Consider the following 16847-nt stretch of genomic DNA (forward strand, 5'->3'; position numbering starts at 1 on the left):
CATCTCTCAAAACATGGAGTATGTTAGATGAGTACCCAGCAATCCATTCGTATTGGACAGTCAGCCGCAAAAGAACCGCATACCGCAGTCAAAGAGTTTCATGCTGCAGTATGTCAACCTAATATGGAACTTGTTCTCTTTTTTTGCTCCAGTTTTTATGATCTTAATGCCATAGCTAATGAATTAAATACCCTCTTTCCGAATGTGAAAGTAATTGGATGTACAACCGCGGGTGAAATTGGACCCAATGGTTATACAGATCATACTCTTTCAGGTGTTAGCTTTGCATCCGATGGTTTTACAGCCGTTGCGGGTTATCTAAACGATTTAAAAAATATAAATTATAATAAGGGACAGGTATTTGTTAATAATTTGCTTCAACAACTTGAAGCGCGAGCTCCTTCTACTAATTCTGAAAACAGCTTTGCCTTTTTGTTAGTAGATGGATTATCGCAACGCGAAGAACAAGTTACTAATATTTTACAAGATATTTTAGGGGAAATTGAGCTTTTTGGTGGCTCCGCCGGCGATGACCTTCGTTTTGAGAAAACATGGGTTTTTGCGGAAGGTGCCTTCCATACAGATTCTGTCGTTCTTATCTTGGTTAATACAATTTATCCTTTTAAGTTGTTCAAAGCTCAGCATTTTGTTTGTGGAAATGAAAAGATGGTCGTGACCCAAGCAGATCCCGAGCGACGTATTGTCAATGAAATTAATGGTTATCCAGCAGTAGAAGAGTATGCCCGCATCGTAAAAACTCCAGTGAATGAACTGGATCCCATGCAGTTTTCTTTAACACCCTTGGTGATACGCATCAACGGAGTTGATTATGTGCGCTCGATTCAAAAAGCTAACCCAGATGGAAGTTTAATATTTTACTGCGCAATCGATAACGGTTTAGTTTTTATGGCTGCTCATGGAATTGATCTAATAAAAAATGTGGAGCAAACCTTTCAAGAAATTCAAACATCTATCGGCAAGCCACAATTGGTCCTAGCATGTGATTGCATACTGCGAAATTTGGAGATGCAACGTCAGGGATTGAAAGAGGACGTAGAAAAGATTTTTCGGAACAATAACGTGGTTGGCTTTAGCACTTATGGAGAACAATTTAAGGGCATTCATATAAATCAAACCATAACAGGGCTAGCAATAGGAGCATTACGGGAAAATCACGATGCCTGAGAAGAGTCTTAATAATACTAAAGAATTGCAAGCGGAAATTGAACGCCTCAATAAAATTGTTAAGGCATTGATTGATAGAGCTGAACAAGATATGAATGCTCCACGGACAGATTTTGGAGTATTTCAAAACACAATTATTCTTGAAGATAAAGTAAGAAAACGCACTCAAGAGTTAGAAGAGTCACTCCAAATAAATGCAAAGATAACTCGTGATTTACACCAAGCAAAAAAGGAGGTGGAACAAAGTGAACAGTATTTACGTGACATTACATCTGCACTGGGCGAGGGTTTATTAGTCATCAATAAAGAAAATAAGATTGAGTTTGCGAATGACGCAGCATGCAGTATCTTAGGCTATACAGAAGCTGAAATGCTGGGTCAAAATGCCCATCAACTATTTCATCATTCCTACCATAGTCTTATCCCCTATCCCATAGAGGATTGTAAAAATATGGAAGTGATACAAACCGAAAAACCTTATATAAGTGATGAAGATTATTTTTGGCGTAAAGATGGATCATGCTTCCCTGTTTCTATAATTACTACGCCCATTCGATTAAAAAAAAATACCAAAGGGATTGTGATTGCATTTCATGATATAACTCAATCAATACAAGAGCGAAATCGTTTACGGGAAATGCAAGCAGCTATTGAACAAAGCCCTGTATCCGTCCTGATCGTTGATAAACAAAGAACGATTATTTATGCCAATCCGCAAATCATCAAATTAACAGGCTATTCTCGGGAACAATTATACGGCCAAAAAACAGAAATTTTTCATGGAAAAATGACACCTAGAAATGTATTAGCTGATTTATGGAAAAAGATTCAATCTGGCCGACCCTGGAATGGCGAACTTCTCTACCACCGAAATAATGGAAAGCCACTCTGGCAATCGTGGAGCATTGCCCCTGTTTTTAATACTCATGGAGAAATTCAACATTTTGTGGGTGTAGGGGAAGATATCACTGAAAAAAAGAAACTCCAGGTATTGCTCCAAGAAATGTCTTATCGGGATGGATTGACCGGGATCGCCAATCGTCGTCGATTTGATGACTTTCTTAAACAGGAATGGAATCGTGCATTGCGTTATTCCAAACCCTTATCCATTATTATGATGGACATTGATTTCTTTAAGCGTTACAACGACAGCCTTGGTCACCTGGCTGGCGATGACGCTTTGAAATATGTCGCTCGAGCATTAAAAAATAGAGTAACCCGAAGTACTGACTTGCTTGCACGGTATGGTGGTGAAGAATTCACTTGTATTTTACCCGATACGCAAATGGCCGGCTCACTTAAGTTCGCCGAGTCTTTACGACAAGCTGTATTAAAATTGAAACTCCCACACCCTGATTCAGTTATATCTCCTTTTATAACGATTAGTGTGGGTGTAGCCTGTTGTCTTCCTAAAGAAGATAACCTAAATTACCTATTAAATTTTGCAGATGAAGCGCTGTATCGTGCAAAATCGCAAGGACGCAATCGGGTCGAGTTCATTGATTTAACCTAGAGGGTGGATGAGAAAGAATTCATTCATTGGTTTTGGGCGATATGATATTAGGATTCTTACTGATGTAAGATAATTTACTTATACGATTGCTGGTTTTGTACTGTGGGTTTTAGGTAGGCTAAACACAAAATGCTTGCAACCAATGCAGTAATACAACATAAAACAATGGGCAAAATAATGGATACAACAATCAGCAAACCGCCGGCAAAGCAAATAATAGCATCACCTAAGGTCCGCAAGCTTAATTGTGCGCCCATAACTTCGCCCTGAATGGTAGTATGGGATCGATTTGAGATATGTATAGTCATGGTTGTGGTAACACTGGTGATGCTAAACCCAAGGAGTCCAAAAAAAAGAATCATAATCGAAGGATATTGAAAAGCAATCATGGCAGCAAAAATCAAAGTGGTTGCCATCATCGCCAGAATTATAATTTTATGAATCGGCATACGTTTTGAAAGATGCTGTGGGAGCCATGAAGCACCTAAAGCAAGTGCGGCTGATAATACCGCATTATACCCTGCAATCATGCCTGGGGACATATCCCATTTTCCTGCTAGATAAACTGGCCCAAATTCATAAAAGATATCTACGGCAAAGGTAAACAGGGTACTTATAACCAACAAATGTATCAAATGTGGGTGATTTTGAAATAATAATTTGAATTGTCGGATAATGTTGAGTCTATTCCATATACTTTCTTTTTCAAGTTGGTGCAAAATTTTATAGTCAGGTAATTTCCACCAGGAAAGTCCCAGTGTGGAAATTGAAGCCATTGCTGCAAAAGTAAAAGGGAGAGACCACGAAAACCAGGGGACGATGGATGAGTTGGATAATAGTCCACCAATAATTGGTCCAATGATGTAACCTACTCCGGCCATACTGTTGATCCGGCCAAAACTCACATACTTGTTGATGGTAGTTAGCTCCGACGCGAGTGCCCTTGCAACAGCAAAAGTCCCCTCCATGAATCCCGTTAAAAAGCGACTGAATAATAATAGCCAAAAGCAATTGGTCCAAAAAGAGATGACTGTTAGGAGATAACCCAGTGTGCTGCCCGCCAAACTAATCATCATTATTTTTTTGCGGCCGTACAAATCTGAACTTCGCCCCAAAATAGGGGAACCAATGAATTGTCCCAGCGGAAAAATTGCAAGAGTTAGCCCGAGTAAAATACGTCTGCTGTTTTCACTCCACCCGGGAGAAATAATCAACTGGTCTGACGATTGTAAAAATAGAGGCGGCAAAATGGGATAAGCAATAGATGAACCAATAAAACTGATAAAGACGATCAGTAAAATAATCCAGAGTTGTCTTTTTTCTTGAGTTGTTTGCGTGTACATGTTCCTTCTTGGCCATTGAACTAACCAGGGCTATTGACTTAAAAGATTTCGATTATTCTAACTTTTTTTTCTCCATAGGTCGATATTTTTTCATAAAGAACATTATTGAATCATATTTAAAACTGACCGTAACTTACAGCATTACAGTCATTTTCAAGCAACGCTTTAAATTGCTCTACCCATGTATTATCAACAAAATCAGGCAGCACTAAATTCTCCGTGGGACGCATTGTGGCTTCAAAATGTTTATACAAATAGGGGCGATAATAAGTAAGGGCAGGGACTTGCAAATCTATTTGTTTGGCTTTTTCATCATTAACCCGTACACGCAATATATCTTTAAAATAAATATTCGTTTCAAAATTAAGCATCTCATCATCCGACATGACTCCACCTTGAAAGATGAGCGTTTGCCTACTTGCCGCAGATAATCGTGCATAATAGTCCTTTTTCTTGGCTGCTAAATAACGTTTCGCATTTACATGATTGCCAATAAGCAAGGCAATTTTTGCAGAAAATCCAAGGGAATAGGCCAGTTGGGCTCCGAGCCATTCATGATGCACCACGCCTAAATCAGCCATCATATTTTGTTGGGTACCGGGAATAAAATGTCCAATATCATGAAATAAGCAGGCAAGAATAACTTCCAGATTATGCCCCGCTTGCTCCGCAAAATAAGCACATTGTAAAGCGTGTTCTAATTGCGACACAGACTCTCCTATGTAATCCATGTCTTCGGCGCAACCCAAATACTGAAATGCCCTATCAATTTTTTGGTTTATTGAGTTCATTTACATAACTTCGGTTGCGGTAATCGGATTAGCCACATTATAAATAGCAGCACCTGCGGAATAATCTTTATTAGGATCACGCTCACAGTCTGGAGGAAATTTGTCTCTTTTATCCTGATAATAAGCGTCCCGTTTAATCCCACCTTCAGCAAATTTGCTAAATGTGATAAACAGCGCACGCCGAGGTTTATTGCTACGATTAGCCTCAGAATAATGGGGTAAATAGGAATCAAACAATATAACGTCCCCCGTTCTACATTCAATTGGAGACCATGAAAAAGTCTCAGCAATCTCTTTACTGATGGATCCATCCACCTCTTGAGGAAGAATCATAGGTTTATTCGCACCGCCCTGGACTACTTGCAAACACCCATTTTCTAAGGTGCAGTCATCTATAGCCACCATCATGGTAATGTGAAATCGTTGATTAAAACTAATAAAAGCAGGAGCATCTTGGTGCGGCTTAAATCCTCCTCCGCCTGGGAATTTATAATTAATTTTTTCTTTGAAAATAGCCGCTTTCTCTCCCATTAATGAAGAAACCAAGTTTAAAGTACGTGCACTATTAGCCACCTCATACATACCTTGATGGTAATCAATAAAATTTTCGACGCGACAAAGCTGGCGCTCCCCCTTCGCATTTTGCTCAAAATATTTCATCCATTTTCCTGGTGTTTCGGGCCAAGAGGTTAATTCATCACACCAGGTTTGCAGTTGCTGCTTCAACTCACTAAATAAGAAATCCCGTATTACTATAAATCCCTGCGCGCTCCAGAAATCATATTGTTCTTCACTCAGTAGATAATCCATATTTTTCCTTACGACGTTGTTAGCATTGTATTTTCAGTAATTGGTTCTGATAACGTAACCAATTTAGCTTCTTCCTTTTCTAAATATATTGTTAATAACCAGCCCAGCAGAACGGTGCTTGCCAGGATAGCTAGAGTCAGATAGATACCCAATCGAACTTGAAATACAGGTAAAAATACGGTGCCGATGAACGCTCCGAACTTACCTGTCCCCGCCGCGAGTCCATGACCGGTGGCTTTAAATTCAGGATTATAAATTTTTGCAGGCAGCAGATAAGTTGAAATTCCTGGTCCAAAATTTATAAAAAAATTGAAGAGGATGAAGCCGACAAAAATCGTACTGGTGTTGGGAAAGAGGTAACTTATGCTAAGAATTAATAAGCCCAAAAACGAAAACAAGAATCCAGTTTTTTGCAATTTAATCAGGGGTACGTGATTTACAAAAAAAAGGACTGCAAAAGCGCCTAACGAAACAAAAATATTGACCACTAAAGTGCTTTTCAAAACTTCGGTTTGTGCGCTTAAAAAGCTCGCTTCGCTCGATAAGTTAAATGCTTGTAAAACATAGGGGGTAAATAACCCTATTCCATAATAAGAAATATCTAATAAAAACCAACACAGACAAAGACACACAGTAATCTTTATCATTCGAGGAGAAAATATGAATTGGTAGTTTGTAAGAATAGTATGTTTGGAATACGGCTTTAAACGTTGATGAACTTTCCATAAAAAGCTTTCAGGTAATTTGGCTCTAAATAACAACCCTACCACAGCAGGAATCGCGCCCGAGGCAAATATCCAGCGCCACACATCCAATTGTGGATGAAGTTTAAAGAGTAACCAAGCAACGAGGACACCTACAGGGGAAGCAAGACAATTGATAAACATCGCCGTTGCAATGAATTGGTTATTTTTATGAGGTGGGATCATTTCGGCCAAATAGGCTGCACAAATAGGATAATCCGCACCTACCCCAAAACCAAGTAAGAATCGGAATACACAAAGAGAGGTGATATTCCAAGCAAAGGCCGAACAAATCGCGACAAATACAAAAAAAATCAGATTTATAATGAGCATGCTTTTCCTACCCACCATATCTGCCAATCGGCCCACGATAATTGCGCCAAATACTGCCCCAAGGGGAGCTGCAGCCTGAGTAAGCCCAATCATAAAGGAGGAAGGATGATACACAGCATTAATAAAAGGTTCAGCTACTGAAGCGATATATAAATCATAACCATCAATGAACAAACCCAAGGCACAAACTATCCAAACATGAAGGGTTAGGGATTTATTAGTATTTTCGTCCATGAAAATCTCTATTAGTAATAAAAGATTGAACTTTTATTATGAAAGCAATTAGTTGGTTTTTAACACAATCGTATCACAAAAACAAATAAGATCATTTGACCAAAAAAGCAAACGGCCTATCTTAACAAAGCCCAATTTACTTCCTAAATTTTAGAAAAATAAGACACAAAGACATGGACTTAACTTAAATCCACAAAATACCGATCGTGGTATTATTTATACTGTTTATCAGAACCCTTTAATTGAACAGTTCAGTGAAGGTGGGCATAAGTGTCGCAGGCCCTCCCCTTATGGAAAGGTGGGTGTCCCTCACGGTTCCTGTTTTTTTGACTTTTCGATCTTATGACTGCTGTATTAGGAGCCCATTCTCATTGAAGCGCCCTCTCTTTCAGGCATTACAAAGTCACTAAGAGGTTGATTCGATGATTGGAATTTTCCACCTTCATACACACTTCCATTTCCATTGTATAAAGTACCATCTCCATTGGAATAAGCGAGCACTTCATTTTTCTCATTAACCAAAATAAAAGAGCGATTTGCTTTAGCTTGAGCTCCAAAGAAAACACCTACTTCTTCCTCAGAAGGAAAACTTAAAGTGAGTTTTCCATTTTTTTCTTCAGGTTCTTTATACCAACTTTGCTCGCTGTATTTTCTTTTATAGTCTTCAAGAATAAGTCTGGAGTCTTCGCTCTCAACTCCAATTTTTTTCATAAATCCTTTCTTCAATTCTTCTGCCATTTGCTGGCTGCTCATTTGCAAAAACTCTTTATGCTTGTTCTCGAGTTTCATTTTCTCTTGCATGTCATTTTGATTTAAAACACCCAGATCTTCCTGTTTTTTCTTTAAATCAAGTAATCGTTGAATCTCTTTTTTAAGTTCTTCTTGCTTTGCACTCATCACTACCACTCCAGCTATTTTTTAAGTATTTTAGTCTAAAAATCAATCAAGATTTATTTTAAATTAAACTTTTTTACAGATTTATTACAAATGACTTATTCAAAATAATAACTCAATTAACGAAAACAAAACTCCAAATTATTGGCTCAATGAAGTAGATTTTCCTACTATTTCCTCTTCAAAAAATTGAAGGGGAATATTTTTTACTTCAGATGGAATTAACGAACGCTCTAAGTACCCAAAAAGAAGGTCGTTAATAATCAACGCCAGTGTAGATAAAGCTAAAGTGGTTAGGAAAAAAGCTCCATAGTCCATATCAAACTGGAATGCGATCAGGGATGCTAGTAGTAAGCCTAATCCACTGGCCATTCTACTTCTAATGGTTCTATTCCAATAAAATGCCCCATTCTTTTCATATCGCATTCTTTGAATATTTTTCAATTGGGTAAGACGTTGTTCCTTATACTCGTGATAATCTGAAGCTTTTTGTCGAAAATCGTTGTACTTGTAAGGAGAAAAAAAGCAATTGGCATCTAAACTTATCCCATTAAAGCGTTGGCAGCTTAATGCAACAGACAGCATATCTTTAGGGTTAAGAAGATAATTTTTATCTTCATTCTGAGCATTAAGAATCATTAAGAGTATTTCATTAGCAAGTTTATCAAAAGGACTTTGATTTTGTTGACCGGCATTGCGCATTACTATTCCTTGTTTTTAGCAGACACCTATCACCTGTGATCTCAGTACAGGAGAAAGCTAAATATAGTGTCACAAATTTAAAACTGATGGTAGATAAGCTCCTTTTTTAAGCAACGAGGGCAGAGAAATTGTTCTATAATTAATCATATCCATTCTTGTTGGAGCCCCACTATGTTAAGCCCATCAATTAGAAAATACATGCACACTCATAATATTCCCTATAAGACCATCAGTCATCCTAGAGCATATACCGCATCCCAATGTGCCCAGGCAGCCCATATTAAAGGAAATCATTTTGCTAAATCTGTAGTGGTTAAATTGGATGGCAAATTTGTATTGGTTGCAATTCCAGCCAATACCCGTCTCAATTTAGACCTATTCAAAAAAGAGACCCGAGCAAAACGAGCAGAAATTGCTAAAGAGTTCGAATTTCAAAACAAATTTACTGACTGCGAAGTGGGCGCGATACCCCTTTTAGGTGAACTTTATAATATGGAGGTCTATCTGGCCGATAGTCTTGCACATAAAGAATGGCTTGTCTTTAATGCGGGAAACCATGATCAACTGCTAAAAATCAAAGGTGAGGACTTTTTAAAATTGGTTCATCCAAAAACCTTATTGCAGTGTTGAAAACAGTTTTCGATGGTAAGAAATTTCTAGTTCAACAGTAGACTTTTATACATACTTTAAGCACCGAGTGAAATATGGAAATTGCTGTAAATATGGGCCGTTAGTTGGAACAGTAAACCGTAAAAACGTATCGCTCTTAATAAATACTTAATGTTTGTACTATATGATTATAAGTAATTCATTTTCGGGTAAGAAGTATGTCACAGTCGAAGGAAGAGCAATTTAAAATCGTTGATGAGGTTCGACTTCTTCTCGACGAATTACGAAGCTTAAAAAATACGCAATTTCAAAAAATCAAACAACCTAAGTTTGAGCAAATGGTATTCAACGGACTCGTTAAAAGATTTTCTCCCCTCGCAACTGCCAATAATTTTCTCACTTCATTAATGCCAACTGAACGACCAAATCAAAATTCAGATTTAGAGGTGGATGAGGTCAATGAGCTTTGGAAAGATCTTTGGAGAATTTTTTCTCAATTAGAATTAGACATTAACTCACTTGTCTCACTCCCTGAAAATGAGCGTCTTCCCAAGCAAAAAGCCATTTTTACAGAAGCTTTAAAAGAAATAGGCCCCAAATTCGCGAGAGCAATTGAGCTTGATACCGATATAAAATCCTTTGAGTACAGCAAGAAAACCTCTTATGCTGCGATGCAGTCTCTTGCACAAGAAAAGATGGCATCCATTAAGGAGCGATTGGATACTGAACTTAGTATCGAACCCTTAAAACAAAAATGGCAAGAGGTAGAACAAATTATCCGTAAAGAATTTCAACAAGAGCTCCCAACAACCCATGATTATGTGAATCTTTTAAATGCCCTTCATCAATTAGAGGACCTGGAAAAAATCCCGCAAAACAGGTTGTCCAAGGGACAAAAAATTGAAAAGGTAGCTCCTAAAAAGAGAAAAATTAAAATTCGGGATATCGTAGACGGTTTTGAAGATGAGACCAGTTTGCTTTCAGAGTTAAACGCCTCATTGATTTCTACCATTACCAGCAATTTAGAAATTCTCCACATGCTAGAAACTACCCAATGGGAAGAGCTTAAGCTTAAACCCTTTCCCCAGAATGAAGCGATTAAAAAACTTGAAGATTTTTATCGAAAGGCACTAGGCAGTTCTTCTTTAACTATTCTGGAACGTTTTTCTCAACTCACTGTAAAAATTCGTGAATTAAAACACGAAATGTTTGGTGAGCAGAGTGAAGAGGCAGAACAGTTAAAGCAAGAAGCAGACGCTCAATTACTGCAACTCGAAAAAGACATGGATAACTTTTCTCAGGAGACTGAAAAACTCAAAGCAATGAAACTAAATAGAGAGCATTACCTGCGAGCTGCAAATAAATTATTAGAAGAGCAAAATAAATTATTAAAAGAAAGACTGGAGAAAATTAATCCCATCATTAATAAAATCTTGGCCATCGATAAGGTATTAATAGACTTCAAAAAATCCGACCAACAGGAAGAATTATTTTCTATCAAAAAAGCAGAGTTTTATAAACACTACGAGCCATTTTTAAATGAAGTAGCCGAGTTTGAAAAGGAACTGCGTTTAAGATTAAAGAATAAAAATGGTTCGGAAATTGAGGGACTAAAACAAGAATTAGATGATTTAGTTCAACAGACACTCAAGACGCATGAAGAGATCAAGGAAGCTACCAAAGCAAATCTTGGAAATTACACTAGCCTATTAAATCATGTTTTTAAATTAGAAAAAGCTGAGGAAAGGGCAAGAACTATTTTCAAAAAGATTGAAGAGAGAATTCCCGAACAAAAAAGAGAAAATCAAATAAGGGAAGAGTTCTCCATTAAAAGAGAAATGCTTCTTGAAATTAATGAAACCTTGCGATTGTCTCATACTCAATTTAAAGCTGAAGAAATACAACAAGAGATAATCAAGTTCCTGGATGCTAAAATACACCGCTTTGAAAAAGCTTTGACCGACGCCCCCATTAAAAAAGTTGAAGAAGAGTTAGAAGCAATTAATTCAACACTGGAACATTTAAGTGAAACCCTAATCAAGGCAAAAGTATCTCAAACAGTGGCTCAGCAACACTTTAGAGCTTTATGTAATAGGTATCGATTTAGCAAAGATCCTCTATTAAGCACCATGGAACAGTTAAGGGATGCTCCCCATTATCGAGATATCCACCTAACAATCGATCTTAACCAACATGATCGGTTCAGAGAAACTCTTGATAGAGAAGATTTTCTTATTGCTGCGGAAAATTTTGACTTTGAGGGATGGGTTACTCATCTAACTATTTGGTCACGAGAAGAATTAGTCGCCTATTGCAAACAGCTTGCCGAATTTGCTGAGATCGCACTTATAGGAGGTATCGAAGCCTACTCAGCACAATACAATCCAGCAGCCATCGCATCATTTGAAGATGCAATGTCATTTGGTGCTCAATCGCAAGTGAATCCTCTTACCCTCTTCCGTCAAATGTCTGCATTTATTTCTGTCGCGGCTGACAATACGGATGAGCTTGATAGAATAATTAAATCCATCTATTCCAGCTACTCATATCTAAAAAGGGATTTTACAAATCAATATCCCCCTATCAACCTAGATGCAATGCCAGCATTTCTCACGAAACTGGAGTTTTCAGAAGAGATTGTTAGGCAAATTAGCGATGAACGACTTTCGCAGATATTGATTGATGTAAACAATCAGGGAGATCTTGAAGCATTTTTGCGTCAGGAACTGCAGACTTATCATTACCTACAGCGAGACATGCAGCTCCCAAGTGAGGAGCAGTTTCAGCATTCGAATCTCTCAGATTTATCTGCATTACGTTCCAGCCGGGATCTCATTGCCACCATTCTCAAAGTACATTACCTTACTGTAATTCAAAAGCACATTGAAGTAGAACAAGCTATCGCTCCAAAATCTAAAGTAATGGACGATTTACTCCACTTTAAACAGTCTGTTGGATCCAAACCTATTTACGCTTTTCTTTCTAATAACTTATTGGGTGCAATAGAAAATAGCTTAGAGAAACTAAAACAGGAGCAGATTTATAATAGTTTTAATACGTTCTATGAAATACAAATGGGTGCACTGGGCCACTCCCTATCTCAAGGTTTAGAAGATGAGCTCACTCTAGATGCTCCGGAGAAATTAATTCGACTCCAAGAAAAAATTAAAGCAAACGCCGAGAGTCATTCATTAGATCAAGCGTCGCTTCATTTAACAAAACTAGGATTTCCCCAAGATTTTTATTCCCTCATTGAAAAAAATGCGGATTTTTTAAAGTGGTCTGAGTTTTTGCAAGAGTCGTTGGGAAAAATGGAAATTCCATTCCTTTCTAATGAGGATAAACAATTCATTCAAGAGGTCTCTCATCCCTCTTGGTTGAGGAACCTAAACGAAGAAATAAAGAGCATTATTTTAACTGAGCCCCAAAATGCAGAGGACTGTTTTAATCGGGTCAGCAGGTTAAATCAGCTTTCTTCACAAGTTGAACGGTTATCTGGAATTCAAAAAAAATGGACACAGATGATTGACTGCGTGCTAACCACTTATCCCAGTGAATCAAAAACTTATAATCCCCGTTTACATGGAGCCCAACAAGTGGATGAATGGGTTCAAATCAACGCAGTTATTAACAACCAACAAGTAAAACAAAACTTAATAGAATATCGAACTAATCGGGCTCAATTGGAAAGAATTAAGAGGCATGGGTTTGAAACCAATATTGATTATAAAAATCTAATAATGACGTTACAAGGCAATAAATGCATTTTGGATGCAGGACGCGAACAATATCAAATGTTAAAAGACAGACGCGAAAAGGCAGTCGGCGAATTACCTACAAAATTAATTGCAGCACTAGAAGTATTGGGTGCATTAAATTTTGAAATTAACAATACTTTTAACAAAGATATGACTCAAGAGCAAAAAGCTTTATTGCTGGCTATAAATGGAAATATGGTTAATCTATGGCGAAATGGACAAAAAATATTAAACGATCTTGAAACATGCCACCTAGGCAGTGAGGAGCTTGAAACCGCAATAACTGATGCATCAACTTTTCTTACGAGTTTACCTTATACAGTCTCTAAATGTTTTGATGAGGAACACTATAATGAGCTTGATGAAGCAGGCCTTGATGAAATGGATAAAATCTATAACATGGTCATGGAAGCCATAGCAGAGTTCTGCGAAGAATGGGAGATTGAGTTTGAATATAACCGTCCCGTAAGTCAAGTGACACAAGATTATAAGAAAAGAATCAGCGAAATCACAAACCAAATTGTAATTCCTGAAGATGAAATAGCATTAAATCCTAAGAAATAGCAGCTCACTATTTTATCGCTATACATACTCACAATAAAACCTAATCAAAAATTAAAATAAATTAGGTGGCGTCTTTACATCTGCGGCACTCCAGGCTTCGTGAAATTTTTTTTCTACTTGTTCCGCATCTTTTGTGCGTCCCATTTTTTTCAGGCTGTTCGATAAACCCCAAAGAGCCCAACCATTATTCGGATATTGTTTTAAATCAGCCTCATACATTTTGATTGCCTCTAAAGGACGGTTCCATCTTAGATAAACATCACCTAACAGCTCTTTTATTGGAACATACCAATCTGGTGGTTCATGGTAGCCCATATCATGCTGAATTGCTGAAGCGATCTTCAATTGATTGATGCTCTCTTCCTTATTACCCTGTATAGCCTCTAAACGAGCAGTTAAAACAGCGGCAGCAATTTTTAAAAGCGATACTCCATTCTTTTCCAAGTTTTTTTTACTTGGACCTTGCTCGATAATTGCCTTTAACTCAGTTAATTCCTGTTGTGCTTGTTTTATTTGATGTGTATGGGACAAAGCCATCCCTTGAGCGTAATGCCACATACCCAAAGCATATTGATATTCTTTAGACGGTTTAGGCTCTTTAAGTAAATCATCCCATAAAGCAAAACGCGCCTGAACAAAGTAAGGAATAGGAATAAACCATTGCAAAGAGGCTTCATTTTTTAACCAGTCATTAAACGGTGGTGCAAGCATTTTTCGTGCTGCCCAGAGTGCTAATTTTTGTCGCCCTTCCATGGTGGCAGTGGTTCTTAAAAAATCATAGTTATGCATATAAAGATAATTAATCTCAGGAGCGAACCCTTGTTGCCTACATGTAGTATTATACGTATTGAATGCATCAATTGCCTTTAGATTGGACTCACTTCCTTGAGCATATTTTCCAGTAAGGAAGTAGATATGTGCCGGCATATGGACTAAATGTTCTGAGCCAGGAACTAACGTGGTTAACCTGTTAGCACTATCCATCGCTTTTTGGGGCTCTTTGGAACTTTCAATTGCATGAATGAAATAATGATTCGCACCAATATGTTCCGGCTCATTCGCAAGGATATTTTTTAAAGCGTTAACAATCAGGACTGTTTTGGGATTTTCTTTGCCATCGATCCCCCAAAATTTCCATTCAATCACCTCAAAAAGGGCATAAGCGTATAATGCCTTTGCGTTATGATCAGTAGGATAATGAGCAATAATTTTTTCCATTGCTTCAGCATAAGCAGCCATTTCAGTGGAAGAGGATTTATCAAAATTAGTGCTGGAGCGATGACAACTAAAAGTTCCCGAAGATTCAGTTTCTTGCGGTCGCGGTTGATGTTTAAAGCGCTCCATAAGAGCAAGAATATAAGCGTTTTCCTGGGGCGTCATGTATTGTTTGAGGGAAACTGCCTTTTCAATTGCCTGTTTTGCATCCTGATATTCATGCCCTGTCATTGGTGCATTAATTTTAGAACCTGTTGCCAAAGCAAATCCCCAATAACACATCCCACACTGAGGGTCCAATCGCATAGCTTCTTTAAAAGAACGAGCCGACTCCCCCCATTCAAAACCATAAAAAAGAACCATTCCTTGGTTAAAGAATTTTTGCGCTGATTTATTGTTCGTAGAAACATTAAAATGAAACGAACCCAGATTATCAAAAACAGGAGCCAAAGGCTTAGACAAAGGAGCTTCAGCAAACGATAAATTGGAATAACTTAGGAGGGGAAGACACAGTAGTAACAAAAATTGATACATTAGAATCCCCCATTCCCTTATTAAATTTTAAAACCCAATATTTTATCAAGCAGTTCAAAACGATTTTTTAACTCAATTAATAGTAGATATTAAACCAATAGTAAAAACAAGAGCAGCCAGATTGCTCACAGCCATACTTTCTTAGTCGAAGTAAAAACTCCAAAGCTCTCCCACGGAGGTTATACTATTTCATCAACGGTTAAATCAAATTACCCAGCAATAAACTAGGATTATTATTGTTGCTTGCAGGATTCAGTTCATTTGTAATAAATCTGATTGCAAAGGTTATTTTGCCTGCAGTCTAAATCAAGGCACTGGTAGCTTTGGATAGAACTTCATCCTCACCCATTCGCTCCATAATAATGTACATGCACACTCCCAAAAGGATGACCCCATCAATAACGAGAACCACCGGGCGCATCGAACCATCGAACAAAAGACCTGTTAAAGCGACGGCCCCGGAAGAAAACAATAACCGGGTAGACATAATGAACGAAGAACAAACTCCTTTGAGGTCAGGTAAAATTTCTAATGATTTGGCAAATGTCACGCTCATTGGGAATGCGCAACCAAACGCCATCCAGCACATTGCAAATGTAATCAATCGTGGATAGCTTGGATATTGAAATGCAAAATAAGTAAGCAGTACTATGGATAGGATGCAACATACCATCCCTAAGTAGACCGCTTTTCGGCTGCCTATTCGATTAATTATGTTATTCGCATAAAAGCTGGTAAGCGAAAAAATTAATACAATTAATCCTTGCTGCATTGCGAATTGAAAATAGGATAATTTACACGTACTAATATAATAAAATGAAGCACTACCCACAAAAGTTAAATAAGCCGTAACTAACATGTTCGGCATGCTGGCATAAATTAAAAACTTACCATGCGCACACACAGTTCGATAATCATTAAATATAGTCGAAAGCTTTAATGGCTGCTTTTCTTCTTTTGTTTCAGGCAATTGCCATACCAAAAAAAGCCATGAAATAAGAGCAATAATTGCAATAAACGTAAAATTAGCTCTCCAAGTAAAATAATTGATCAGCGTGCTGCCTAAAATCGGAGCTGCTGCCATAAAAATAGTGACATAGGCATTAATTTTACCAATATAATTTGCAGCTATTGCACCATTATATCGATCAGAGATCATGGTAAATCCAAGTACTACGGTACTACTAGCGCCTAAACCTTGAATAAAACGCCAAAACATCAATTGGTATATTGAAAATGAAAAAACACAACCTACTGCTCCAACTAAAAAACAGGTTGCTCCAAAAATCATTAAACCACGCCTTCCTAAAGATTCGGATAATGGCCCGTATAACAATCCAGAAAGACAAAAGGCTAAAAAATTAAGGCTTAAGGTACTTTGTACTTGGGCCTCAGTACTTCCGAAGAACTTCATAATACTAGGGAAGCTGGGTAAGGAAATATCGATTTCCATACAGCAACCCAATAATGAAATAATAATGAGTGACACGAGTGATAGTGGAAAGGATCTTGATGCCATAATACTTATCTTCTTGATAATAAACAGGGGGCGATATTTAGAAGAATACTTCTCAAATCGTCATACAAACTGCAGCAGTGCATTGTAGCAATATTTGTCA

12 protein-coding genes are annotated in these 16847 nt (G+C 37.7%); 4 read left to right on the plus strand and 8 right to left on the minus strand.

From position 1 onward, the window contains the following. Positions 1 to 27 precede the first annotated feature (27 nt). Positions 28 to 1185 (plus strand): nitric oxide-sensing protein NosP, encoded by a 1158-nt coding sequence (nosP, locus tag ACWTE2_RS27845; RefSeq protein ID WP_454785332.1) that lies wholly within the window; start codon positions 28 to 30, stop codon positions 1183 to 1185. Beyond that, positions 1178 to 2698 carry a sensor domain-containing diguanylate cyclase gene (locus ACWTE2_RS27850; RefSeq protein ID WP_454785333.1) on the plus strand — a complete coding sequence of 507 codons (1521 nt, stop codon included), beginning with the start codon at positions 1178 to 1180 and terminating at the stop codon, positions 2696 to 2698. Before nosP ends, ACWTE2_RS27850 begins: the two co-directional genes overlap by 8 nt. Before the next feature lie 74 nt (positions 2699 to 2772). Here the strand turns inward: ACWTE2_RS27850 and ACWTE2_RS27855 are convergent, their stop codons facing one another. From ACWTE2_RS27855 to ACWTE2_RS27880, 6 genes are all read right to left on the minus strand, one after another. Further along, entirely contained in the window at positions 2773 to 4041 is a 1269-nt protein-coding gene (locus ACWTE2_RS27855) for an MFS transporter (protein WP_454785334.1), read from the minus strand. A gap of 116 nt (positions 4042 to 4157) precedes the next feature. Next, positions 4158 to 4832, minus strand: a complete 675-nt coding sequence (locus ACWTE2_RS27860; protein WP_454785335.1) for an HD domain-containing protein — start codon at positions 4830 to 4832, stop codon at positions 4158 to 4160. After that, complete coding sequence (locus ACWTE2_RS27865) at positions 4833 to 5642, minus strand: phytanoyl-CoA dioxygenase family protein (RefSeq protein WP_454785336.1); 810 nt, start codon at positions 5640 to 5642, stop codon at positions 4833 to 4835. It abuts the gene before it with no gap. A gap of 8 nt (positions 5643 to 5650) precedes the next feature. After that, entirely contained in the window at positions 5651 to 6952 is a 1302-nt protein-coding gene (locus ACWTE2_RS27870) for an MFS transporter (RefSeq protein WP_454785337.1), read from the minus strand. A gap of 354 nt (positions 6953 to 7306) precedes the next feature. Then, positions 7307 to 7849 (minus strand): Dot/Icm T4SS effector CegC4, encoded by a 543-nt coding sequence (locus tag ACWTE2_RS27875; protein WP_454785338.1) that lies wholly within the window; start codon positions 7847 to 7849, stop codon positions 7307 to 7309. Positions 7850 to 7987: 138 nt separating this feature from the next. After that, positions 7988 to 8548 carry an F-box protein gene (locus tag ACWTE2_RS27880; RefSeq protein ID WP_454785339.1) on the minus strand — a complete coding sequence of 187 codons (561 nt, stop codon included), beginning with the start codon at positions 8546 to 8548 and terminating at the stop codon, positions 7988 to 7990. Positions 8549 to 8719: 171 nt separating this feature from the next. Here ACWTE2_RS27880 and ACWTE2_RS27885 point away from each other — a divergent pair, with 171 nt between their 5' ends. Then, the gene (locus ACWTE2_RS27885) at positions 8720 to 9178 is read left to right on the plus strand and encodes an aminoacyl-tRNA deacylase (protein ID WP_454785340.1); all 459 of its coding nucleotides are present in this window, start codon (positions 8720 to 8722) and stop codon (positions 9176 to 9178) included. Positions 9179 to 9375: 197 nt separating this feature from the next. Beyond that, entirely contained in the window at positions 9376 to 13479 is a 4104-nt protein-coding gene (locus ACWTE2_RS27890) for a hypothetical protein (protein ID WP_454785341.1), read from the plus strand. A 51-nt stretch (positions 13480 to 13530) separates the two neighbouring features. Here the strand turns inward: ACWTE2_RS27890 and ACWTE2_RS27895 are convergent, their stop codons facing one another. Both ACWTE2_RS27895 and ACWTE2_RS27900 read right to left on the minus strand, forming a co-directional pair. Next, complete coding sequence (locus ACWTE2_RS27895) at positions 13531 to 15228, minus strand: tetratricopeptide repeat protein (RefSeq protein ID WP_454785342.1); 1698 nt, start codon at positions 15226 to 15228, stop codon at positions 13531 to 13533. A gap of 301 nt (positions 15229 to 15529) precedes the next feature. Continuing rightward, positions 15530 to 16747, minus strand: coding sequence for a multidrug effflux MFS transporter (locus tag ACWTE2_RS27900; RefSeq protein WP_454785343.1), 1218 nt, complete (start codon positions 16745 to 16747; stop codon positions 15530 to 15532). Between the last annotated feature and the right edge of the window lie 100 nt (positions 16748 to 16847).

It is taken from the genome of Legionella nigrisilvae, assembly GCF_977063395.2.

What these genes read in the sequence shown, in the direction of transcription:
- nosP (WP_454785332.1), top strand. Translation starts at nt 28, where the DNA reads ATGAGTACCCAGCAATCCATTCGTATTGGACAGTCAGCCGCAAAAGAA.
- ACWTE2_RS27850 (WP_454785333.1), top strand. Translation starts at nt 1,178, where the DNA reads ATGCCTGAGAAGAGTCTTAATAATACTAAAGAATTGCAAGCGGAAATT.
- ACWTE2_RS27855 (WP_454785334.1), bottom strand. Translation starts at nt 4,041, where the DNA reads ATGTACACGCAAACAACTCAAGAAAAAAGACAACTCTGGATTATTTTA.
- ACWTE2_RS27860 (WP_454785335.1), bottom strand. Translation starts at nt 4,832, where the DNA reads ATGAACTCAATAAACCAAAAAATTGATAGGGCATTTCAGTATTTGGGT.
- ACWTE2_RS27865 (WP_454785336.1), bottom strand. Translation starts at nt 5,642, where the DNA reads ATGGATTATCTACTGAGTGAAGAACAATATGATTTCTGGAGCGCGCAG.
- ACWTE2_RS27870 (WP_454785337.1), bottom strand. Translation starts at nt 6,952, where the DNA reads ATGGACGAAAATACTAATAAATCCCTAACCCTTCATGTTTGGATAGTT.
- ACWTE2_RS27875 (WP_454785338.1), bottom strand. Translation starts at nt 7,849, where the DNA reads ATGAGTGCAAAGCAAGAAGAACTTAAAAAAGAGATTCAACGATTACTT.
- ACWTE2_RS27880 (WP_454785339.1), bottom strand. Translation starts at nt 8,548, where the DNA reads ATGCGCAATGCCGGTCAACAAAATCAAAGTCCTTTTGATAAACTTGCT.
- ACWTE2_RS27885 (WP_454785340.1), top strand. Translation starts at nt 8,720, where the DNA reads ATGTTAAGCCCATCAATTAGAAAATACATGCACACTCATAATATTCCC.
- ACWTE2_RS27890 (WP_454785341.1), top strand. Translation starts at nt 9,376, where the DNA reads ATGTCACAGTCGAAGGAAGAGCAATTTAAAATCGTTGATGAGGTTCGA.
- ACWTE2_RS27895 (WP_454785342.1), bottom strand. Translation starts at nt 15,228, where the DNA reads ATGTATCAATTTTTGTTACTACTGTGTCTTCCCCTCCTAAGTTATTCC.
- ACWTE2_RS27900 (WP_454785343.1), bottom strand. Translation starts at nt 16,747, where the DNA reads ATGGCATCAAGATCCTTTCCACTATCACTCGTGTCACTCATTATTATT.